The organism is Corallococcus exercitus (genome assembly GCF_003611585.1).
GTDB classification, from domain to species: domain Bacteria; phylum Myxococcota; class Myxococcia; order Myxococcales; family Myxococcaceae; genus Corallococcus; species Corallococcus exercitus.
Window position 1 is genome coordinate 14,437 of sequence record NZ_RAVW01000035.1, and the last position, 21,592, is coordinate 36,028.

Here is a 21,592-nt window from a genome sequence, read left to right on the forward strand (position 1 = left end):
TTACGGAACGGCGCTCACGTCCACGTCGATGACGCGCGGCTCCTCGGTGCTCGTCGTGCCGGTCACCGGGGGCATCACGGCGGCCACCTGGAGCGTCAGCGCCCATTCGCCCGTGCTGAGCTGGGTGGGCACGTACTTCCAGGAGAGGTGCACGTTCCCCGTGGTCTCTCCCTCGGCCGCCAGCGCCTCGCGCGCCCGCTGCTCAATCTGCGCCGTCGTCAGCCGCGTCCGCAGCAGGTGGCCGGAGCGGGCCAGGGCCGGCCAGCTGATGAGCGCGCGCTGGAAGCTGCCATCCGGGCCGTGGGACACCACCGCGCGGTGGCCCTCCACGCGGATGCCATTGATGGCGCGCATGACGAAGGTCTTGTGGCGGTGGAGCGCGGGCGCTTCGACAACCCCATTGTCCTCGCTCTGGGTGAAGGACTTCACCTGCCGCACCGCCCCCAGCTCCGCCGTGGGGATGCCCCAGCGCTGCAGGCGAGCCAGGGCGTTCCGCTGCAACACCGCGGGATCCTGCGGTGTCTCGGGGCCCGCGCCCACCTTGTTCAGCACCAGCACCTGGCCTTCGGACGGGTCGCGCTCGATCGTCCAGGTCTGGGACTCCATGTCGAAGCGGGTGCCCACCGGCACCTCCGCCTGGGAGAAGGGCTCGGTCGTTCCCACCAGCGAACGCTGCAGCACGGCGGCATCGAACGCCGAGCCAGGAAGCAGCGTGGTGGGGATGCTTCCGGTGGGAGGCGTGGCGAGCGCCGTGGAGTCGAAGATGAAGCCGACGGTCGCGCGGGAGACCTGCGCGGTGGGCGCGGCGTCGGGCTCCATCAGGGCACCGCTGTCACAGCCAGACGCGGCGGCGAGCGGGAGGACGGACAGGAAGCGGATCAGCAAATGGGTCTTCATGGCGGTTCGTTCTTTCTTGTCGAAGGCGAGGGCGGCAGCGGTCACTCGGGCAGCTTCTGCCCGCCGGAGGGGTCGCAGCCCCCCACGTAGAAGTAGGTGGAGGCGACCTTGCTCCCGGTGTTCTTGCGGTCCCGCCAGCCGCCGTTCTCGAACATCGCCACGCGCGCCGCCTTGGTCTCACCGAAGACGATGGACACCGGGCAGTCATCGTTGTTCTTGCCGATGTCCCAGTCGTAGGCTTCGTCGATCCAGTTCTCGCCCACGCCGTCGCTGCGCGAGCTCGACACGTAGCGCTTCACGTAGCGCTTCACGAAGTTGCCGCACGACGAGTCACCGTGAAAGGCGTTCCACATGCTGAAGCCGCTGGTGGGCGTCACGAGCGCCTGCCGGTACCCGCCCTGCTTCCAGACCTGGTAGTCGCCAGACTGGCAGGCCTTCACGACGGCGATGTTCAGCTTGCCGTTGCCCAGGTTCATGTGGATGTCCGTGATGGCCGAACACGAGTCCACGTCGGTTCCCATCACCAGCCAGCTGCGCAGGGACGACTCGTTGTGGCCGCCGTGGGTGTGCACGAAGAGGACGTCCGCGTCGTCCACGCCGGCGTTGGCCAGGGTGTCCTTCGCGTCGACCGCGGCCGCCTTCGAGGCGTCGGTCCAGAGGTCCGCGCGGGCGCTCGAGTTGTTGATGGTGCGCACGTCCGACCAGAGGCCGGAACTCACGAGCGAGTTGAAGTAGCCCGCGAACTCCGCCGCCGTCTTCGTGTGCACGGAGTGCGAATCCGCGTTGCACTGTCCCGCGCCTCCGAAGTTGGCGATGCCATAGACATGGGTCTCGTCCGCCAGCGCCGCCGCGGGCAGGAGCAGGGCCCCCGCGAGCGCCGCGCTCCGCAACGGCAGTGTCTGCTTCCGGAATTTCATGGTCCGAGTCTCCGCCCCGTCAGGGGTGTGTGGATGGCCTGATGCAGCCGGAGCCGCGCGGCGTTCGCCGTGCGTTTCTTCCGGCCCTGCCCCCTCAACGAAATCCGGAGCGATTTTCCCTCACCCCCTTTTTCAACCCGTCCCAACCCTGCCCCGAGCCTCCGGTCTGACGGAGTGGTAGCGTTTGCCAGACAGCCAGTCCCGGCATCCAGGGGGAGTCATGGGAATCACGATGTCACCGCAGGAGTACGCCACGGCGTTCCGCCTGCTTGCTGCGTCCGCGACGCATCCGCAGAACATCCACCAGATCGTCACGGAGCGGCTGCTGCCCGGGCTTCCCGTGCGCCCCACCCTGCTGGACGTCGGCGCGGGGGCGGGCTCGGTGGCGGAGCGGCTCGCGCCGCTCTTCGATTCGCTCACCCTGCTCGAACCCAATCCCGAGCAGAGCGCCCGCTTCCGCCATGAGAAGGCGAAGGTGCTCCCGGTCTCCCTGGAGGGGTTCGACTCGCAGGACCGGTATGACCTGGTCGTCTGCTCACACGTCATGTACCACGTGCCTGTCTCGGAATGGGGCGGCTTCATCGACAGACTGCTTGGCTTCGTGCGCCCGGGAGGCACCTGCCTGATGGTGATGGCCGCCGCCCGGGGGCCGACGTATGAGATGTGCCGTGAGTTCTCCGACACCCTGTTCTTCAGCGAGCACATCGCCACCGAGCTGCGGCGGAAGCAGCTGCCCCACGAGCCCATCGCGACGATGAGCGGGTTCGCCGCGAACACCTTCGAGGAGATGGAGACGCTCTGCCGTTTCCTCGTGCTGGAGGGGTGCTTCACGGCCGACCAGCTGGCGGACCTGAGTCCGGACGCGTGGCGAAGCCTCGATGCGCGGATCCGTGCGCACGCCGAGCGTTGCCGGCAGCCTGACGGGACGTACCGGCTGGCACAGGATGAGGACGTCATCCTCATCCCCCGCTAGACGAGCGCTCCAGGCGGTACCCGGCTTGACGGCATCAGGTCAAACCGGCTGGCGGTTCCGCCCGGGTTCGTGGGATGGGTCTTGGATGTTCGACCCCGTCACGCTCGACCAGCTTCGCGCCTTCGTGGCTGTCGTCGAGGAGGGAAGCTTCTCGGCGGCGGCGCGCAAGCTTCGCCGCGTGCAGTCCGCCATCAGCACGGCGATGGCCAACCTGGAGGCCCAGCTGGGCGTGCCGCTGTGGGATCGCTCGACGAAGGTGCCCACGCTGACGCCCCAGGGCCAGGCGGTGCTCGCGTCGACCCGGCGGGTGCTCTCCGAGGTCGACGGCCTGCGGCGGCTCACCACCGGCATGACCCTGGGGCTGGAGGCGTCGGTGTCGCTGTGCCTGGATGCCTTCTTCCCGCGGAAGGCGCTCATCGACCTGTGCGGCGCGTTCACCCGGGAGTTCCCCTCGGTCGACCTCCGCGTGGACACGCAGGTCATGTCCGCCGTGTCGGCCCGCGTGCTCGACGGCACGGCCACCCTGGGGGTGGCGAGCCTGCCGGGGCTGGCGCCAGGGCTGGAAGCGCAGGCGCTGTCACCCATCCGGGTGCTGCCTGTCGCGAGCCCCCGGCATCCCCTGGCGGCCCACAAGGGACGCCTCGCCCGCCGGCACTTCGTGGACGCCATCCAGGTCGTGCTCTCCGAATGCAGCGAGGCGGGCGTCTCCGACCAGGCCGGCCTGTCACCGCGCACCTGGCGGGTCAGCGACCTCTACACGCAGCACGAAATGCTGCGCGCGGGCCTGGGCTGGGGGACCCTGCCGGAGCATCTGATCCGCGACGACCTGCGCGAAGGCAGGTTGGTGGCCCTGCGGCCCATGGCCTGGAGCGACCAGGAGAACCTGCTCAAGCTCCTGGCCATCTACCGCGGCGACACCGTCTTCGGACCCGCGCACCGCTGGCTGCTGGAACAGCTCACCCAGCTCTGCGCGCGCGAGGCCCGCCGCAAGACGGCGTGAGCCCCCTCACAACCGGCTGCGCACCCACAGCGCCAGCACCCCGGGGACGAGGAGCGCCGGGAACCCCAGGTGCTGGACGCCGAACGCGCCCCCCAGACACCCCAGCGCGAACGCCAGGATGATGAAGCCCAGCGAGCGATGCTTGCCGGCGTTCTCCGGGGCCCCCGGAATCACCTTCTCCACGAACCACTGCGTGACGTTGCCGGTCATCACGGTCGTCATCGGCCCCAGCGAGGGCGACACCCGGTGCATCGCGTTCTGGATGCCCATGGCGATGACCGCGAAGACCACGACGACCTTGTGCGCCGCCGTGCCCTGGATGGCCCACGGCACGGCCGCCGCCGCGCCGAAGGCCACGGCCTGGAGGAGCAGGAGCGTGCGCGCGGAGCGCTCCACCCGGCGGTGCAGGTGCGTGGCCAGGTAGACGGACAGGACGAAGAGGGGGAAGGTGGACAGCTTGAGCCACTCGTCCGCCTTGGCGTTGCGCGCGAGATCCGCGGCGAGCACGACGAAGTTGCCGGTGACGTGCGCGCAGAAGATGCCCCCCGCGCCCACGAAGGTGACGGCGTCCGCGTAGCCCGCGATGAACGCGAGCGCGGCGGGAACCCAGGCGGTGCGGGAGGCAGGGCTGGAAGTCATGGGCATACCGGGGTCAGTAGGTGAAGGTCGTCCAGGTGCCGAAGAAGTCGACGTCCCGGCCGGTGGCCGAACGCAGCGCGGGCCCGGCGAAGACGTGCGAGTACTCGGCATTGAACATGAAGTGACGCGTGACGCGATATCCGAGCGACAGCGAGAGCTGCGCGCCGGTGTAGCGGGCCTGTGACTCCGAGGCCGGCACGAGGACGTCCCCGGGTGGCGTGTAGACGGCGTCGTGGACCGACTGCCGGAAGAAGAAGACACAGCCCGCCTCCAGCGCGACCGGGTCCAGGTTCCACTGCGCCATCGGGTGCACTTCGTACAGGTTCGACGGGTAGATCAACGGCAACGCGCTGAAGAAGGTCTGGTTCGGGAACCAGGCATGGAAGGTGGAGACCCGGCCATCGCCGGCGTGGCGGTCACCACTCAGCGCGTCCCCCCGCACGCCCACCCTCAGCGGTGCGAAGGGCAGCCGCTGCCACAGGCCTCCCGCCAGCCCCCAGGCCAGGACCTCGGCGTCGTCCACCGTTCCGGCCTGGGCGAGCGCATGTCCGATGTATTCGAAGCCCCCCGGCGTTTCGCCAAACACCCGCACGCCCAGCATGTGGCGCAGCTCGCGCCCCTCCACGTCCCCGTAGGTCACCGAAGGACGGTCGCGCCCGAGGTAGAAGACATCCATCGAGAGCAGCCTTCGCGGAAGGACCTCCACGGTGGCGTAGAGCCCCCAGAACCGGCTTCGCCACGCGGGCGCGTCATCGAGCACGCCGCGCTGGAGCTGGGGCACCACGCCGCCAAAGCCCTCCACGTTCCAGCCCTCGCCGCTCACCGTGAGGCGGGCCAGGTCGAACGCCTGACGGACGTTGGTCCCGTCCCGCGTGCTCACCCACCGCGTTGACCCCAGCGACAGCTCCTGGCGTCCGACGCGGGCAACGAAGCGGGCCTTCCGGGCCACGGCGCGCCACTCGACGAAGGCCTGCTGCACGTCGAACAGGTCGCTTCCCGGCGGCGCGTCCCGGGCAGGCGCCCCCAGCGCCAGATGCGCGCCCATCTGGACGAAGGCGCGAAAGGAGCCCACATGGGCGTCGACGTGCAACAGGTTGCGGGAGAAGAGGACGCTCTCCGCCAGCGGACCGTCCAGCCCCCGGGTCAGCTCATAGCGGAGCCGATGCTGGCCTCCGAACGAGAGATACGCCCCCTCCCCCAGCGGGACGTACTTGACGCGGTCGAACGGATCCTCGCCGGTCCGCCGCAGCGGGTCCGTCCAGTCCTCGAGGTAGCGGATCGCCGCATACCGTGGCGCCTCGCGCGGTTCCGGGAGGTCTTCCGCGCGGGCCGCCAGCGGCACGCCGAGCAGCCCGGAGAGGACGAGGACGAACGCGCTTCGTGAACGGCACGGCATGAGGGCTTCCCGTGTCCTTCCGCTCAGAATGCCCAACAGGAGCAACCCAGGAGTCCCCAGAACGTCGGCTCCTCCGCGACGGGCACCGGCCGGCGCCAGGCCGCCTTGCCATGCGCATGCACGCCGCACGCATGCGGCGCGTCCGCGCGGTCCGTCCCATGGGCCTGCGCGGGGGAGGACGCGTACCCGCCGAAGCTCCGCACCGGAGACCAGTCCGGCATCGCCGCGGGCAGCGGCGGTGCGAAGTCCGAGAAGCCACCCGAGCCATGCACCACCTTGCCGCCGACCACGGTGAGCACGGACTCCAGCCGGGAGATCTCCTCGGCGGGGACGCGGAAGTAGTCCGCCGACAGCACGGCCAGGTCCGCGAGCTGCCCCACCGCGAGCTGCCCCTTCGTGCCCGTCTCCGACGAGAACCAGGTGTTGCGCTCGGTCCAGAGCCGCAGCGCGGTCTCCCGGTCGAGCAGCGCGTCCTCGCCGTACAGCTGCGTCCCCGCGACGGTCTTCCCGGTGACCAGCCACGACAGGGAGACCCAGGGGTTGTAGGACGCGACCCGCGTGGCGTCCGTGCCGGCCCCCACGGGGACACCGGCGGCGAGCATCCGGGCGATGGGCGGCGTGTGGGCCGCGGCCGCCGCGCCATAGCGCTCCACGAAGTATTCGCCCTGATACGCCATCCGGTGCTGCACCGCGATGCCGCCACCGAGCGCGGCGATGCGATCGATGTTGCGCTCGGAGATGGTCTCCGCGTGGTCGATGAACCAGTGCAGCCCCCGGAAGGGCATGTCGTGGTGGACGCGCTCGAAGACATCCAGGGCGCGCGAGATGCTCTCGTCGTAGGTCGCGTGCAGGCGCCACGGCCACCGGTTCTCCACCAGCACCCGGACGACCTCCTCCAGCTGGCCTTCCATGTCCGCCGGAAGCTCCGGGCGCGGTTCGCGGAAGTCCTCGAAGTCCGCGGCGGAGAAGACGAGCATCTCCCCGGCGCCGTTGTGGCGGAAGTGGTCGCTCCCCTGCCCCGGCCGGACCTGCTTCGCCCACGCGCGGAAGTCCGCGGCCTCCGCGCCCTTGTTCTGGGTGAACAGGTTGTAGGCGATGCGCAGCGTGAGCTGGCCCGCGTCCGCGAGCTTCTGCACGACGGCGTAGTCGTCGGGGTAGTTCTGGAAGCCACCGCCCGCGTCGATGACGCCGGTGATGCCCAGGCGGTTCAACTCGCGCATGAAGTGGCGGGTGGAGTTCTCCTGGTACTCCGCGGGCAGCTTCGGCCCCTTCGCCAGCGTCGCGTAGAGCAGCTGCGCGTTGGGCTTCGCGAGCAGGAGCCCCGTCGGGTTCCCGTGCCGGTCGCGCTGGATCTCACCGCCCGGCGGGTTCGGCGTGTCCCGGGTGTAGCCGCACGCGCGCAGCGCCGCCCCGTTGAGCAGCGCGCGGTCGTAGAGGTGGAGGATGAAGACCGGCGTCTCCGGCGCGGCGGCGTTCAGCTCCTCGAGGGTCGGCAGGCGCCGCTCCGCGAACTGGAGTTCGGTGAAGCCGCCCACCACCCGCACCCACTGCGGCGCGGGGGTGATGGCCACCTGCTTGCGCAGCATGCGCATCGCATCCGCGAGCGACCGGACCCCGTCCCAGCGCAGCTCGAGGTTGTAGTTGAGCCCGCCGCGAATCACGTGGGTGTGGCTGTCGATGAGGCCGGGCACGACGCGACGGCCCCCCACGTCGATGACCCGCGTGTCCGCGCCCCGCGTCGGGAGGATGTCGCTCGCCGCGCCCACCGCGGAGAACCGGCCGTCCGTGATGGCGACGGCGTCCGCCTCCGGCGCGCCCGGGAACAAGGTGGTGAACCGGCCATGATGCAGGATGAGGTCCGGGGGCATGCGGCGTGTTCCTTCAGGGGTTGGAGCCTGGGGGTGGAGCATCCTCCGGAGACACGGGAGGGACACCAGTGACTTTCGGTATGCACTCCTCGGTGAGCCACACCGCCGTGAGGGGTTCCCGGCGAAGCAACCGGCGGCTGACGGGCACCAGCTGCTCTCCGACGAGGAGGCCCAGCAGTCCCGCCAGTGCGACGAGGGGTGGCGCGGGGGAGCGCACACCGAGCAGACCGTAGAGGACGCCCATCAGCATCCCCGCGGCGATCGACACCAGATAGATCTTCATGACCGGAAGGCCCGGGGGTCAGTGACCGCCCTCGCCTCCGCCGAACATGGTCTTCGCATAGAGCAGGCCCAGGCCGTAGGAGCCGCCCGACTCCTTCGCGAGGTTCACGACGGCGTCGTACGTCTTGCTCCGGGCCCAGTCGCGCTGGAGCTCCAGGAGGTACTGGAGCGACGTCATGGGCCGCGCGCCCGCCTGGACCATGCGGGCCATGGCGCGCTCGTGGGCCTCCGGGGAGACGTCACCGCAGGCATCCGCGATGACGTAGACCTCGAAGCCCTGGTCCAGCGCGGACAGCGCGGGACCGACGATGCACACCGACGTCCACAGGCCCGCCAGGACGATGCGTGACTTGCCGATGGCGTTGACCCGCTCGGCGATGCGCGGATCCTCCCAGGTGTTCATCGACGTCCGGTCGATGGCGACCTCCTCCGGAAACGCCTTCGTGATCTCGGTGAACATCGGGCCGGAGAAGGACTTCTCCGCGACGGTCGTGAGGAGGGTCGACACGTTGAACACCCGCGCCGCGCCGGAGATGAGCGAGACGTGCGTGCGCAGCTGGTTCGCGTGGATGGAGTGCGTCGCGAACGCCATCTGCGGCTGGAAGTCGATGAGGATGAGCGTGTGGTCGCTGGGGGTGAGCAGCGTCTTGCCAGGGGATGCGGTCGCGGTCGCCATGTGGGGTGCCCTTCCTTGAAGTGACGACACCCTCACCCGGCCAAGCCATCTCGACAATGGGCAAACAGGAGATGATTCCCATCGATTTCGCAGATGGTTCGACGGCCAGACAGCACGCCCGGTATCGGATTGAAACGGAGCGTGTGAGTCATCTGGGACCGTGCGGTTCGGCCCGGTCGCTGTCAGAGGCCCCTGCGATGTTTCCAGGCTCACCCCCCAGGAGCACCGCATGTCCCTGTCGTCTTGGAAGGCATTGATCGTCGTTCCCCTGATGCTCTGTTTCGCGTGCAGCCCTGACACCGTCCCCCAGGAGACGGAGGTCCCCGCCGTCGAGGCCTCCGAGTCCTCCGCGCTCATCGTGGGGCCCGCGGGCACCCTCCTGACGGCGCGTTATCAACACACCGCCACGCTGCTCTCCAATGGCAAGGTGCTGGTGGTGGGAGGCGGGACTCCCACGGAGACCGCGTCGACGGAGCTGTATGACCCGGCCACCGCCACGTCGAGCACCGGCCCCTCGATGAGCGCCGCGCGCCGCTCCCACACCGCCACGCTGTTGCAGGACGGCAGCGTGCTCATCGTGGCCGGCATCGGACCGAGCGGCCTCCTGTCCTCGGTCGAGCGGTATCAGCCCGCCACGAACACCTGGACCGCCGCGGCCCCCCTGCCCCGCATCAGCTACGGACACAGCGCCACGCTGCTCTCGGACGGGCGGGTGCTGGTGGTGGGAGGCGTGGGCGGTGCGTCGGGCGGCACGTCGGCCCACATCTACGACCCGGCCACGGACACCTGGACCGCCACGGGCTCGCTCCCCAACGCGATGGGCTTCCAGTCCGCGGTGCGGCTCGCGGATGGGCGCGTCCTCCTCACGGGAGGTGGCGCCACCATCAGCCTCGCCCAGCTCTGGACGCCCTCCACCGGAGCCTGGACGGTCGTGGCGCCGATGAACTCCGCCCGCAGTGACCACAGCCTCCACCTGCTCTCCAGCGGGAAGGTGCTCGCCGCCGGTTCCGTGCAGATGTCGGAGGTGTACGACCCGGCGACCAACGTCTGGACGAACACCTCGAACACGGTGGTCACCCACTACTCCGCGCCTTCCGCCATGCGCCCCGACGGGAGCATCGTCATGGCCGGCGGCTCCTACAACAACACCACCGTGGAGGTGTACTACCCCAGCACCGGCGTCTGGAGCTCGGTGGGGGCGCTCACCCAGACGCGCAGGAACCATCCCACCGTCGCGCTGCCGGACGGCCGCGTCCTCTTCCTGGGCGGAACCGCGACCAGCAGCTCGGGCTCCATGGTGCCGATGGCCAGTGTCGAGAAGTTCGATCTGTCCAACCCGTGCACGCCGACGACCTGCGCCGCGCAGGGCAAGAACTGCGGCACGATCTCCAACGGGTGTGGCGGGACGCTGAGCTGCGGCACCTGCGGTTCGGGGCTGACGTGCACCAACAACGTCTGCGGGACGGGCGCTCCCGCCTCCTGCGCCCATAACGTGTGCACGTCCGGCACCGCGTTGAGCAAGACGTGCAGCACGTGCGCGAACACCGTGTGCACGCGCGATCCGTTCTGCTGCAACACGTCCTGGGACAGCATCTGTGTCAACGAGGCCAGCACCGATTGCGTCATCACGCAGCCCGGCTGCGTCGCACAATAGGGACGGAGGCCCGGCGAGTCTGGCCAGCTCGCGGACGCGAGAGGCCGCTTCGCCACAGGCCTGGCGCCACTGGCGGCACGGCGATGTCCCGTGCCCGCCAACCCCGGTACTTCTCCGAACACCCACTTGAACGGAGAAGAACCCGTGCGCGCTGCCTTGCTCCTCGCAGTCCTTCCTCGCTGGTTCGCCGTGTGCCTGGGCCTCTTCGGCGCCCAGGCATTCGCGGGATACACGTCCGTGCCGGACGGGTACGTCCTGCTCGGCATCGAGACCTCGAACCGTTACCTGGTGGCGGGGGGCGCCAGGTTCTACATCCCTCCCGCGCAGCACTCCCTGTACTCCGGCGCCACCCTGGTGGCGCAGCCCCAGGCCACCATCGACGCGGTCACGCAGATCCCCATGGACGGCACGCTGATCCGCCAGAAGGGCACTGCTGAGATCTACGTCGTGGTGGGGCAGGCGTACTGGTGGATTCCGTCGCCCACGGAGCTGGACTACTGGGATGACTGGCGGATGGTCAATGACATCCCGAACAGCGACTGGCGTTCGCCCTTCATCAACTACTCCTACAACGTCCTGGTCCAGGAGCGCTCGACGAGCCAGATCTATCTCTGGGTGGCTGGCGCCAAGTACCCCGTCACCACCACGGCGGACCTCAACTACTTCGGAGGGCTGTCCAGCGTGAGGGTGATTCCGCTGGGGACGCTGGCCAGCACCACGCACGAGCCGTGGTGCGGAGCGAACCTCCGGGAGCGTTCGAGCAGCACCGTGTACAACCTGGGGTACGTCAACCGCAGCCATCCCTCCATGAGCAGGTCCGTCACGTCCAGCCCCGCGCACAGCGTCGTGCCGGATGGGGCGCTGGCCCCCGTGCCGGTGTTCAACGTCTCCGGCGAGCTCTCCTGCATCTGGTAGCACCCGGCCAGGACCGCCCGCCCCGAAGACCCGTCTCACATTGCATTGAGGTCTGTCCGTCATTGCCCACGGCCTCGCCGGGCGTGATGCGGCCGACCCACTCCTGCAACAACGCAGCAAAACGCAGCACAACACAACGAAAGGTGAACGCATGTCTCGATTGGGATTGTTCCTGGTGGGTGCGCTGGCCCTGGGTCTGACCGCGTGCGGAGGCCCCGAGCAGGCGGAGGACGGCACCGAGCCCCAGATGGCGTCGGCGCAGCAGGAACTGACGCAGTACTGTGGTCTGAACTGCCCGAGCGGCCAGCACCCGACCACCTACCTGTGCAGCAGCTCGTGTGGCAGCTTCTGCACCAACACCAACAACGCGGTCCAGTGCGATACCAACGCGGGCTCGTCCTTCACCTCGTGCGGCACGACCTGCCCGTCGCCGTACCATGTCACCAGCACGTACGGCTCCTACAACTGCAGCAAGACCATCCCGTACCTGAGCGGCAACAACACGGTCATCTGCAGCCTGTGAGCGACCGGGACTGAGGCGGACGAGGTCCCACCTCGGATGAAGAGCACGGTGGACTGGCGACTCGCGAGCGTCGCCAGTCCACTGTCACGGGACGGTCGCGATGCAAGGCATTGATGGGGCGCAATCCGGCGGATTGAACCTGACGCCGCATCCCGTATGCTCGCCCGCCCCATGTCCCCGAAATCGAAAGCCCGAAGCGCGCTCACCGCGGCCTCGCTCCTGCTCGCGTCCCCGGCGCTCGCGCAGGCACCGCAGGCCGATGCGCCGACCCCGGAGGCGGCCGCGCAGGCCCAGCCCGTGATGACGAAGCCTCCGGCGCTGCTGCAGCAGGTGGAGGCCACCTACCCGCCCGAGGCGCTCGCGGCAGGGCTCACCGCTTCCGTGCGCCTCATCATCACCATCGCCGCGGACGGCAGCGTGTCGGACGTGCTGCCCACGGAGCCGGCGGGCCATGGCTTCGACGAGGCGGCCATCGCAGCGGTGCGCCAGTTCCGCTTCTCCCCCGCGGAGGTGGACGGCGTGCCCGCGCCCGTGCAGGTGGAGTACGTCTACCACTTCACCCTCGCCGCTCCGCCGCAAGAGGCCCCCGGACCGGAGCAGGTCCAGGCGGCGCCGAAGGCCACGCTCACCGGCCAGCTGATTTCACGCGGCAGCCGCTCGCGGGTGGCCGGCGCCACCGTGCGCTGCGGTGACGACCCGGAGGCGCCCGAGGCCCTCTCGGACGCGGACGGCCGCTTCACGCTGGAGGTGCCGCCCGGCGAGTGCGCGGTGCGCGTGGTGGCGTCCGGCTTCCAGCTCTACCAGACGAAGGAGCAGCTCCAGGCGAACGAGACGACGGAGGTGAACTTCTTCCTCGCCCCCACCGCCGGCGCGCTGGAGACCGTGGTGCGCTCCGAGCGGCCGAAGAAGGAGGTCGTGCGCCGGACCATCACGCGCCAGGAGGCGCAGAAGACGCCGGGCACCTTCGGAGACCCCATCCGCGTCATCCAGACCCTGCCGGGCGTGGCGCGTGCGCCCTTCATCTCCGGCCAGCTGCTGGTGCGCGGCTCCAACCCCGGCCAGACGGCGACGATGATGGACGGGGTCAGCATCCCCCTCCTCTTCCACCTCCTGGGCGGGCCCTCGGTGGTGAACGCCGAGTTCATCGACCAGCTCGACTTCTTCCCGGGCGGCTACGGCAGCCAGTACGGCCGCGCGGTGGGCGGCATCGTGGAGGTCGGCACGCGCAAGGGCGCCGCCGACACGTTCCACGGCTCGGTGAAGGTGGACCTGCTGGACGCGGGCTTCTTCCTGGAAGCGCCCGTGACGGACGGCATCAGCGTGGCCGCCGCCGCGCGGCGCTCGTACATCGACACGCTGCTGCCGCTCGTCCTCCCCAAGGACGAGGGCAGCACGCTGTCCGTGGTGCCGCGCTACTGGGACTACCAGGTGCGTGTGGACTTCGGCGCGAAGCGGGATGCCCGCTCCGAAGCCGAGGCCCAGGCGGGCGGCGCGCGCAGCACCGGCTACGTGATGGCCTTCGGCAGTGACGACCAGCTGCGCCTGGTGTCGTCCGGCCCGGAGACGGAGCGCGACCTGTCGGTGGACACGCACACCCTCTTCCACCGCATCAAGGGTGACTGGACGTACCGCAAGGGCGCGCTCACGTCCGTCTTCACGCCGTACGTAGGCTACGACGGCACCAGCTTCAAGTTCGGCGCCGCGAAGCAGAACGGCGTGGGCTACACGGTGGGCGCGCGCGAGGTGCTGGGCCTGGAGCTGTCCTCCGAGCTCACCGTGCGCACCGGCCTGGACCTCGTGTACGAGCACCAGTCCTTCGACGTGGAGTTCCCCGCCCCGGAGAACTTCGAGTACGTGGCCTTCCCCGGTGCCGAGTCCGTGGGCGAGCTGCTGGTGGAGAAGATTGGCCTGGGCTCCTTCGACGGGGCGCTCTTCGTGGAGGCGGACCTGAAGGTGGGGAAGTTCACCTTCACCCCCGGCGTGCGCGGCAACTTCCAGCGCGCGGGCGACGCCCGGAACGTGGCGTTGGATCCCCGGCTGTGGGTGCGCTTCGAGGCCACCGAGCGCACCCAGCTCAAGGGCTCGCTCGGCCTCTACAGCCAGCCGGCGGAGACGTTCCGCTTCATCACCCTGCCGTACGGCAACCCGGAGCTCGCCTACCAGCGGGCGTTCCAGAGCAGCCTGGGCGTGGAGCACCGGCTGACGGACGTGTTCAACGTCGACGTGACGGGCTTCTTCAACCGCCGCTACAACAACATCGCGGCGCCCGGAGAGCTCCGGTCGCTCCCGAAGGGGGGCGTGATCCAGGTGCCGTACTCCAACCAGGGCATCGGCCGCGCCCTGGGCCTGGAGGTGATGGTGAAGAAGCAGCGCGCGTCCGCGTCGGACCGGTGGTCCGGCTGGCTGTCGTACACCTTCAGCCAGTCGCTGGACGGACGCACGGGCCCCGCCCCCGAGCAGAATGGGAGCGACTTCGGCGGAGGCTTCGGCGGCAACGGCGACGAGACGTATGGCCTCAGCCCCTTCGACCAGACGCACATCCTCACGCTGGTGAGCAACTACGTGCTGGGCAACGGCTGGGAGCTGGGCGGGCGCTTCCGCTACACCACCGGCCGCCCGACGACGCCCATCAACCACACGTTCGACCTGTACCAGGTGGACCGCAACCGCTTCAACGGCACGTACGGCCCCTATGCCTCGTCGCGCACGTCCGGCTTCCACCAGCTCGACATGCGGCTGGACAAGAGCTGGCAGTTCCAGAGCTGGACCCTGGGGGTCTACCTGGACGTGCAGAACCTCTACAACGCGGAGAACGTCGAGTTCACCTTCAACGACTACCGTCAGCGCCGGGAGTACGAAGTGCCCGGCATCCCCATCCTTCCCGTGGTGGGCGTGAAAGGAAGCTTCTGACATGAAAGCCCTGCTCCACACCGGAGGCCTGCTGCTCCTGGCGCTGGCTTCCTTCGCGTGCGTCGAACCCGAGGACAAGCCCTCCAACGTGCACGACCTGCGCGTGCTCGGCGTCTCCACGGAGAAGCCCGAGCTGATCGCCTCCACCTGCGACCAGACGCCGGAGGCCTTTGACGAGCTCGCGGAGGAGCTGACGTACCGCGCGCTGCTGGTGGACCCCGCCGGCGAGGGGCGCCCCATCCAGTACACGCTGTGGGCCTGCGCGGATCAGGACGACCGCACGTGCAAGAACGAAAAGGACCGCGCGCTGCTCGCGGAGGGAACGACGGTCGCGGGCGAGCTGACGCTCTCCATCCGCCCCGGCGCGGCCCGGGTGGCGGACGACAAGCTCCTGCTGGAGCGCGTGCTGGAGGAGGACGCCTACAAGGGGCTGGGCGGCATCCGCATGCCGCTGGTCCTCCGGGCCGTGGCGGGCAACGAGGAGGTGTACGCGCAGAAGCTGATGGTCTTCTGGTGCCCGGTGGTGGAGGGCATGACGGCCAACGTGCAGCCGGTGCTCCCGGGCCTGCGGGTGGACGACGTGGCCTGGCCGGAGGGCGAGCCGCTGGAGCTGAGCGGCCCCGGTCCCTTCGTGGTGACGGCGGACGACGTGTCGGCGCTGGAGGAGAGCTACGTGGTGCCGGGACTGCGGCTGCAGGCCGTCCACCTGAAGGAAGCGTGGGAGATCGCCTGGTACAGCACGCTGGGCGAGTTCAGCCTGTCGGAGACGGGCGGCGCGGACTTCGGTGGCCAGGAGGGACGGCACCGCGTGGAGTGGGAGCCGGCCGAGGGCGCGGCGGCCCAGGAGGTGACGTTCTGGGCCGTGGTGCGCGACGGGCGCGGCGGCAGCTCCTGGCTGGTGCGCAGGGCCCGCTGGAACCCCTGAGTCCCCTGGCACCGGATTCGAATTGAACGCCCACGGGGTGACCCGGCAAGCCACAACCGTGGGCGTTGTAGCGTCCCAGGCCACAGGCCGCCTGCCAGCGGGTGCGTGTTTCCGCACGGTTGGCCGCGGCCATTTCCTTGCAGCGCTCACGGGGTTCTCCAACGCCTGACGCCCGTCCCGGGGCGTGGGCGCACCCACGGAGCTCCACGCATGAGACGCCGCCGACTCATCGCTTTCCCTCCCCTTCCCCACGTCCGGCCCGCCCTGGGCGCCCTGTTCCTCGCGGCCTCGCTGGGCGCGGTGAGCGCCGAAGCCGCGGCCCTCAAGGTCATGCCCATGGGGCTTGGCTTCGGGTCCGTCACCGCGACGGGCATCACCTGCAACAGCGCGGGCGGCGACTGCGACGAGACCTACGGGGCCACCACCACCGTGACCCTCACCGCCACGGCGTCCGCGGGGTCCACCTTCGCGGGTTGGAACATCGACCTGGACGCGGACCTGACGTCCACCCCGGACTGCACGGGCACGGCGTCCACCTGCATCCTGACCATGAACGTGGCGCGGTCCGTGAAGCCTGTCTTCCGGCTGGCGGCGGGCACCGTCAATCCCATCCCTGTCGCCAACGCGAGCGCCATCACGCCCGAGGAGCTCGAAACCTATCTGAGCAATCCCGCCAACGCGGGGACGAACACCGTGGCCCGCTTCGTCAGCGCCCTCCCGGACGAGTACAGGGCCAGCCCCATCCTGATGGCGCGCTCGGAGAGCCTCCAGACCGGCACCGCGGAGCATCCGCGCCTGCTGCTCGCCAGCAAGAACGCCCGGTCCGTCTTCTCCATCGGGCCCGCGCCGCATGCGTCCTATCCGGGCTCGCATCCGGACGTCATCGAGTACATGCAGTGGGACGAGGCGACGAAGAACTTCCGCTTCCACGAAATCATCCTCACGGCCATTCCCGCGATGGGCTCCATCCCGCCGCGCACGCGCCACATCGAGAAGGATGACGTGAAGTGTTCCAGCTGCCATTCGACGCGCAACGTGCTCAACCGCACGGGCATCCCCGGCACGGATGGCATTCCCGCGGGCGTGCTCAAGACGAAGAACAAGCCCAACTGGGACCCGTATGACAGCTGGGGCGGGATGCTCCCCTTCAACCGGGACCGGCTCTACCAGGGCTCGGTGGACATCGCCGCGTTCCGCAAGCTCTTCAACCCCTGGACGTGGCGGACGCAGCCCGCGGTCCGTCAGCTCGTCGAACAGCTCCGGCTGCAACCGCCGGGACGGCTGCCCGCGGGCAGCCCCCACCTCATCACGCGCTTCCGGGGCGGCCCCAATGACGGCACGCCCCGCTTCTCCTTCGACACGTCGCCCCCGGTGACGGTGGAGCCCGTGCCCTCGGGTCCGTCGTCCATCACGACGGCGTATGCCTTCAACGGCCTGGCGGGCACGGGCGCGCTCACGTCCGTCACCCAGGGCGGCAATTCCGTCACGCTGTTCCACGACTCGCCCATCACCGGAGACGAGGGGCGCGGCGTCCAGCTGTTCGACCTCTTGGGCGGCCTGGATGGCACCCTCAACCAGCGGAGGATCGCGGACGAGCTCGCCAGCCACCGCTGGGCGACCGGCAGCGTGTACGTCGACCCGCGTCCGGTGGCGCTGGCCATCACCAAGGGCTGTCTCACCATCAACACGGCGCTGAACACGGTGCAGAGCAACCCCGCGGGCCTGGCGATCGATCAGTCGTTCTTCACGTCGCGCAGCGGCCTGGACATCAACGGCCTGCGCAACGACACCCTGGCGCGCACCCAGAGCATCCCGCGCCGCAAGGCCGACATCGAGAAGCTCAACATGAGCCGGGCGGGCGACGTGTACGTGTCGTCCGGGACGACGGTGAACGGCCTCATCCCGCAGTACGGCGCCGCGACCAGCGCGGCCACGGACGTGTCGCTGCCCCGCCTGCGGCGCGAGGTGTTCCGCCGCCCCATCGACAATCCGGGCCCCGACGCGACGGTGATGGGCGGCATCCTCGTGGACCGCGAGCAGTACAACCCCAACACGAACCTGGTGACCCTGTACCGGTACTTCCTGGAGCCGCTGGGCGTGTCGGTGGACAAGTGGTCCCTGGGCGTGCGCGGCCGCTCGCGCGCCTATGGCTTCGCGGACGTGTTCAGCACGTACAAGAGCGCCCTCCAGACGGAGCTGGAGGCCAACCTGACGGCGGACCCCATCCCCGGGCTCGCGGCGCCGTACGCCTGCGCCAGCCTGATTCCGGCCGTGAACGCCACGCTGGCCTCGCTGCCGCCCGCGGCGGCCGTCCCGACGTACACGGACGTGCAGCGCATCTTCAACAAGAGCTGCGTCGAGTGCCACGGCGGGCTCGACTACCCGCCCTACAAGAACTACGGCACCTTCCTGAACCTGGCCGAGGACCAGAGCGGCCCCGGCGTGAACCCGCTCACGGCGCCGCACGGCATCGCGACGACCTACGCCACCAGCCTGGCGGGCCCGCTGTACGACCGCATCACCCGCCCGTTGGAGGACTGCCCGTTCGGGATGATGCCGTGTGGCGGACCGCCGCTGAGCAAGACGGACATCGAGACCCTCAAGCGGTGGATCCAGGGCGGCAATCCCTCCACGTGGGGCGACCCGCACCTGACGACGCTGGACGGCGTGCGCTACGACTTCCAGGGCGCCGGTGAGTACGTGCTCCTGCGCGACCCGGGGCTGGAGCTGCAGGCGCGCCACACGCCCGTGCAGACCGAGCAGCCCGTGGGCCCCGACGCGCACACCGGCCTGACGGCCTGCGCGAGCATCACGACGGCGGTGGCGGCGCGCCTCGGCCCGCATCGCATCAGCTACCAGATGAACGTGGAGCGCCCGGAGCTGCTGGAGCTGCGCGTGGACGGCAAGCCGGTGCAGCTGGACAAGGAGCTGCTGCTGCCCTCCGGGGGACGCATCACGCGCACCACGGCGAACGGCGGCATCCGGATGGAGTCCGCGGGCGGCACGCGCATCACCGTCACCGTGGATTGGTGGGCGCACTACGGCCTCTGGTACATGAACACCGACGTGCAGCAGGCGCGCGCCACGGAGGGCCTGCTGGGGCCCATCGCCCCCGGCAACTGGCTGCCCATGCTGCCGGATGGCTCGCAGCTGGGCGAGCGGCCTGCGAACCTCGAGGACCGGCACGTCGCCCTGTACGAGAAGCTGGGCGAGTCCTGGCGCGTGACGAAGGACACGTCCCTCTTCGACTATGCCTCCGGGTTCTCCACGGCGTCGTACACGCTGCGGACCTGGCCGGAGTTCAAGGCGGACGCATGCCGCATCACGAAGGCGCCGCCCGGCATTCCGGTGGTGGAGCCGCTGAAGCCCCTTCCGCTCGAGGAGGCGGAGGCGCTGTGCAAGGGCGTCTCCGAGGAGCGCCTGCGCGACTGCGTGCAGGACGTGGCCGCGACCGGCGAGCCGGGCTTCGCCAAGACGTTCCTCACGACGGAGCAGGTGGGCGCCAACCTCCCGCCGGAGGTGCTGGAGCTGGTGGCGCCGCAGGAGAACGCGACCGCTTCCAGGACCGTGACCTTCCAGTGGAAGGACGCCTACGACAAGGACGGGGACGCCGTCGTCTACCGGCACTGCGTCTGGGGCGTGAACACCCGCTTCACCTACGCCGCCTGCACCCAGGGGAGCCGCGAGCAGTCCCGAACGCTGACGCTGGAGGCCGGCGGGGACTACTTCTGGAAGGTCCTCGCCGAGGACAGCCGGGGTGGCAGCACGGAGAGCCGCACCTGGCGCGTGACGGTGAAGTAACCCGACGCCGCCGCTGAAAACACGAAGGCCCCGGACCGCCTGAGGGCGTCCGGGGCCTGGGCGCGGAACCGCTACGGCTTCATCACGTTCATGGCCTTCAAGTACTGCACGGCGTTGCGCGCCTGGGTATTCCCCTTGGCCTCCAGGGCCCGCAGCTGCTCTCCCATCTGCGGGGTGTAGGCCTCCAGGAGGGCCCGCTTCAGCGCATCCTGATTGAAGCCCCAGTCCTCCATGGCCTCGGGCAGGAGCTTCACGACGCGGGGGTCCTTCATCCGCACCAGCGCCGCGACGGCCGCGGCCTTCCCCGAGGGACACTGCCGCGCGATCGCATACGCCTTGTCCGCCGCCGCCTTCGTTCCGACGTAGCCCAGCAGGGCCACCTCCCGCTGGTCGATGTCGTTGCTGCAGAGGAGGAGCCTGTTGATGGCGGCCTTGGCCTGCGGGTCGCCCTGCCGCACCGCGGCCTCCAGCTCGACGCTCATGAACGAGAGCCGCGTCGGGTCGAAGGTCACCTTCCTCGGCACGTCGTGCCCTTCGAGCACCAGCTGCGCGGCCAGGTAGTTGCGCCGGACTTCCGGCAGGTGGTCGAGGTCGCGCGCGAGACGCTGTCCCGCGGCCTTCTTCAGCTTCAAGCCGCCGTGCATCGTCGTGGCGAGCGGCATCACCAGTCCTTCGTCGTAGCCCCCCTTCGCCGCCGCCGCTTCATAGGCCGCCAGCGCGCACGCGGGGCTCAGCTCCACCCGCTCGCCGTTCTCGCGCCGCACGGTGATCACCATTTCGTCGTTGGAGGAGGAGTACCCGGCGGACGCGGCCAGCCCCTTGGCCAGCTCGTCCACGAGCACCGGCTCGAGCTCCGCGGGCTCGACGCACCGCAGGGGCGCCCGCACCTCGTCGGCCAGCTCCGCCAGCTCGTTCGCCACGGCGCTCAGGCCCTCCAGGGAGCCATCGGCCCGTTGCTTCGCCTGACGCGTGAAGCACTCGGCGAACGCGGTCGCCCACAGCCGCAGCTTCGGATCCGGCTCCAGCCGCATCGCCGTCAGGGCCTCCACCTGCGTGGCGGGGACCCGCGACGCGGCCGCCAACGCCAGGCCCCGCTCGAACGGATCGTCGGACCGCTGCGCCCGCTGACGCAGCGCCGCGTCCTCCATCAGCATCCGCGCCGCCAGGTCCACCGCCTTCGTGGGCAGCACTGAGCGATCCGGCCGCTGCGCCGTGAAGCGCCCCGCGGCGGTGATGCTGCAGGACGAGGCCGGCCCGGCGGCCGCCAGGGCCTGCTCCATGCCCCCGACCCGCGCGACCTTCACCAGGACGCCGTAGGCCGTGGCGCCGCCCTTGAGCAGCTCGGACTCCGAGCGGGCCCGGATGGCCGGGAGGGGCTGCTCCAGCGAGAAGATGGCCTTCCACAACGCGGCTTCGTCCGGAACGGGAGCAGCCGCGAGCATGAGCGTCGCGAGCACGACAGGAGCGTGGACCATGACCCACCTTGGCAAGGAAAACGGGTGGGCCCAGTTTCTCCCGAAATCGCCTCACCTTGAAGCCGGGGGCAGGCGGAGGGCTGGCCCGCGCATTGCTCTGGGTCCGGTGCGGGGGGCCTCTCCGTGGTCATTCCGCCACGAAGTGCGGCTGCCTCGCCACACGCCACCATGTCCCGACCCACGCCCGACTTCCTGTCCGTCCTGAGCCGCCATGGCCTGCTGCCCGCGGTCGTCAGCAGCCTCCTGGCGGTGGACCTCCTGGCCCTCCGGCTCGACTGGAGCGAGCGCGCCAGCTTCGCCTTCCTCTCGTGGAACCTGTTCCTGGCGTGGGCGCCCTACATGCTGGCCCTGGTCGCGCGGGCGCTCATGCTGTGGGGGCTCGCGCGTCCCTGGACCCTGGCCCCGCTGGCGCTCGGCTGGCTCGCGCTCTTTCCCAACGCGCCCTACCTGCTCACCGACTTCATCCACCTGCGCCAGCGGCCCGTGGTGCCGCTCTGGTTCGACGCGGCCCTGCTGTCCCTGTTCGCCGCCACCGGGTGGATGTTGGGCCTGCTGTCGCTGGAGGTCTGGAAGCGATGGCTGGAGGAGCGCTGGGGACGCACGGCGGCGTGGGCCTTCGTCACCGTCACGTCCCTGCTGTGCGGCTATGGCATCTACCTGGGCCGGGTGGAGCGCTGGAACAGCTGGGACGTGCTCACGCGGCCGGAGCGCCTGCTCTTCGCCATGGCCGCCCACGTGCGC

At 69.9% G+C, this 21,592-nt stretch carries 17 protein-coding genes; 9 read left to right on the forward strand and 8 right to left on the reverse strand.

Translation table 11 applies throughout. From position 1 onward, the window contains the following. The gene (locus D7W79_RS07185) at positions 1-897 is read right to left on the reverse strand and encodes a hypothetical protein (RefSeq protein ID WP_147441826.1); all 897 of its coding nucleotides are present in this window, start codon (positions 895-897) and stop codon (positions 1-3) included. Positions 898-938: 41 nt separating this feature from the next. After that, complete coding sequence (locus D7W79_RS07190) at positions 939-1,814, reverse strand: hypothetical protein (RefSeq protein ID WP_120524590.1); 876 nt, start codon at positions 1,812-1,814, stop codon at positions 939-941. 220 nt (positions 1,815-2,034) lie between these two features. Between D7W79_RS07190 and D7W79_RS07195 the strand changes: the two genes are divergently transcribed. Continuing rightward, positions 2,035-2,787 (forward strand): class I SAM-dependent methyltransferase, encoded by a 753-nt coding sequence (locus D7W79_RS07195; RefSeq protein ID WP_120524591.1) that lies wholly within the window; start codon positions 2,035-2,037, stop codon positions 2,785-2,787. 85 nt (positions 2,788-2,872) lie between these two features. After that, positions 2,873-3,787 carry a LysR family transcriptional regulator gene (locus D7W79_RS07200; RefSeq protein ID WP_120524592.1) on the forward strand — a complete coding sequence of 305 codons (915 nt, stop codon included), beginning with the start codon at positions 2,873-2,875 and terminating at the stop codon, positions 3,785-3,787. A 6-nt stretch (positions 3,788-3,793) separates the two neighbouring features. Here D7W79_RS07200 and D7W79_RS07205 read toward each other — a convergent pair whose 3' ends face one another. Genes D7W79_RS07205 through D7W79_RS07225 form a run of 5 tightly spaced genes read right to left on the reverse strand, consistent with a single transcriptional unit; the run spans position 3,794 to position 8,648 of the window. Next, the gene (locus tag D7W79_RS07205) at positions 3,794-4,426 is read right to left on the reverse strand and encodes a YoaK family protein (RefSeq protein WP_158616906.1); all 633 of its coding nucleotides are present in this window, start codon (positions 4,424-4,426) and stop codon (positions 3,794-3,796) included. 13 nt (positions 4,427-4,439) lie between these two features. Next, positions 4,440-5,822 carry an alginate export family protein gene (locus tag D7W79_RS07210; RefSeq protein WP_120524594.1) on the reverse strand — a complete coding sequence of 461 codons (1,383 nt, stop codon included), beginning with the start codon at positions 5,820-5,822 and terminating at the stop codon, positions 4,440-4,442. Between the two features lie 23 nt (positions 5,823-5,845). Then, positions 5,846-7,690: an amidohydrolase gene (locus D7W79_RS07215; RefSeq protein ID WP_120524595.1), complete on the reverse strand. Its 1,845-nt coding sequence runs from the start codon at positions 7,688-7,690 to the stop codon at positions 5,846-5,848. 13 nt (positions 7,691-7,703) lie between these two features. Then, positions 7,704-7,973, reverse strand: coding sequence for a DUF1427 family protein (locus D7W79_RS07220; protein WP_120524596.1), 270 nt, complete (start codon positions 7,971-7,973; stop codon positions 7,704-7,706). A gap of 18 nt (positions 7,974-7,991) precedes the next feature. Beyond that, on the reverse strand, positions 7,992-8,648 hold the full coding sequence (locus D7W79_RS07225) for a hydrolase (protein ID WP_120524597.1): 657 nt from the start codon (positions 8,646-8,648) through the stop codon (positions 7,992-7,994). Between the two features lie 229 nt (positions 8,649-8,877). Between D7W79_RS07225 and D7W79_RS43570 the strand changes: the two genes are divergently transcribed. The 6 genes from D7W79_RS43570 to D7W79_RS07255 all read left to right on the forward strand — a co-directional run bounded on the left by D7W79_RS43570 (position 8,878) and on the right by D7W79_RS07255 (position 19,376). Continuing rightward, positions 8,878-10,302 carry a Kelch repeat-containing protein gene (locus tag D7W79_RS43570; RefSeq protein WP_158616907.1) on the forward strand — a complete coding sequence of 475 codons (1,425 nt, stop codon included), beginning with the start codon at positions 8,878-8,880 and terminating at the stop codon, positions 10,300-10,302. Positions 10,303-10,446: 144 nt separating this feature from the next. Beyond that, positions 10,447-11,217 carry a hypothetical protein gene (locus tag D7W79_RS07235; protein ID WP_120524598.1) on the forward strand — a complete coding sequence of 257 codons (771 nt, stop codon included), beginning with the start codon at positions 10,447-10,449 and terminating at the stop codon, positions 11,215-11,217. A gap of 151 nt (positions 11,218-11,368) precedes the next feature. Beyond that, positions 11,369-11,740, forward strand: a complete 372-nt coding sequence (locus tag D7W79_RS07240) for a hypothetical protein (RefSeq protein WP_147441827.1) — start codon at positions 11,369-11,371, stop codon at positions 11,738-11,740. 171 nt (positions 11,741-11,911) lie between these two features. Beyond that, positions 11,912-14,650, forward strand: coding sequence for a TonB-dependent receptor (locus tag D7W79_RS07245; protein ID WP_244221636.1), 2,739 nt, complete (start codon positions 11,912-11,914; stop codon positions 14,648-14,650). 1 nt (position 14,651) lies between these two features. Further along, a complete protein-coding gene (locus D7W79_RS07250) occupies positions 14,652-15,575 on the forward strand; it encodes a hypothetical protein (protein WP_120524601.1) in 924 nt (307 codons plus the stop codon). A 210-nt stretch (positions 15,576-15,785) separates the two neighbouring features. Next, a complete protein-coding gene (locus D7W79_RS07255; RefSeq protein WP_120524602.1) occupies positions 15,786-19,376 on the forward strand; it encodes a VWD domain-containing protein in 3,591 nt (1,196 codons plus the stop codon). Between the two features lie 71 nt (positions 19,377-19,447). Here D7W79_RS07255 and D7W79_RS07260 read toward each other — a convergent pair whose 3' ends face one another. Next, entirely contained in the window at positions 19,448-20,851 is a 1,404-nt protein-coding gene (locus D7W79_RS07260) for a hypothetical protein (protein ID WP_147441828.1), read from the reverse strand. A 168-nt stretch (positions 20,852-21,019) separates the two neighbouring features. Here D7W79_RS07260 and D7W79_RS07265 point away from each other — a divergent pair. Further along, positions 21,020-21,592: DUF1361 domain-containing protein (locus D7W79_RS07265; protein ID WP_120524604.1), on the forward strand; the 573-nt coding region annotated here is incomplete at its 3' end.

Excerpts from the sequence above, each read along its gene's own strand:
- D7W79_RS07205 (WP_158616906.1), bottom strand. The coding sequence starts at position 4,426 with ATGACTTCCAGCCCTGCCTCCCGCACCGCCTGGGTTCCCGCCGCGCTC.
- D7W79_RS07215 (WP_120524595.1), bottom strand. The coding sequence starts at position 7,690 with ATGCCCCCGGACCTCATCCTGCATCATGGCCGGTTCACCACCTTGTTC.
- D7W79_RS07240 (WP_147441827.1), top strand. The coding sequence starts at position 11,369 with ATGTCTCGATTGGGATTGTTCCTGGTGGGTGCGCTGGCCCTGGGTCTG.
- D7W79_RS07255 (WP_120524602.1), top strand. The coding sequence starts at position 15,786 with ATGAGACGCCGCCGACTCATCGCTTTCCCTCCCCTTCCCCACGTCCGG.
- D7W79_RS07245 (WP_244221636.1), top strand. The coding sequence starts at position 11,912 with ATGTCCCCGAAATCGAAAGCCCGAAGCGCGCTCACCGCGGCCTCGCTC.
- D7W79_RS43570 (WP_158616907.1), top strand. The coding sequence starts at position 8,878 with ATGTCCCTGTCGTCTTGGAAGGCATTGATCGTCGTTCCCCTGATGCTC.
- D7W79_RS07185 (WP_147441826.1), bottom strand. The coding sequence starts at position 897 with ATGAAGACCCATTTGCTGATCCGCTTCCTGTCCGTCCTCCCGCTCGCC.
- D7W79_RS07250 (WP_120524601.1), top strand. The coding sequence starts at position 14,652 with ATGAAAGCCCTGCTCCACACCGGAGGCCTGCTGCTCCTGGCGCTGGCT.
- D7W79_RS07200 (WP_120524592.1), top strand. The coding sequence starts at position 2,873 with ATGTTCGACCCCGTCACGCTCGACCAGCTTCGCGCCTTCGTGGCTGTC.
- D7W79_RS07225 (WP_120524597.1), bottom strand. The coding sequence starts at position 8,648 with ATGGCGACCGCGACCGCATCCCCTGGCAAGACGCTGCTCACCCCCAGC.
- D7W79_RS07190 (WP_120524590.1), bottom strand. The coding sequence starts at position 1,814 with ATGAAATTCCGGAAGCAGACACTGCCGTTGCGGAGCGCGGCGCTCGCG.
- D7W79_RS07260 (WP_147441828.1), bottom strand. The coding sequence starts at position 20,851 with ATGGTCCACGCTCCTGTCGTGCTCGCGACGCTCATGCTCGCGGCTGCT.
- D7W79_RS07220 (WP_120524596.1), bottom strand. The coding sequence starts at position 7,973 with ATGAAGATCTATCTGGTGTCGATCGCCGCGGGGATGCTGATGGGCGTC.
- D7W79_RS07210 (WP_120524594.1), bottom strand. The coding sequence starts at position 5,822 with ATGCCGTGCCGTTCACGAAGCGCGTTCGTCCTCGTCCTCTCCGGGCTG.
- D7W79_RS07195 (WP_120524591.1), top strand. The coding sequence starts at position 2,035 with ATGGGAATCACGATGTCACCGCAGGAGTACGCCACGGCGTTCCGCCTG.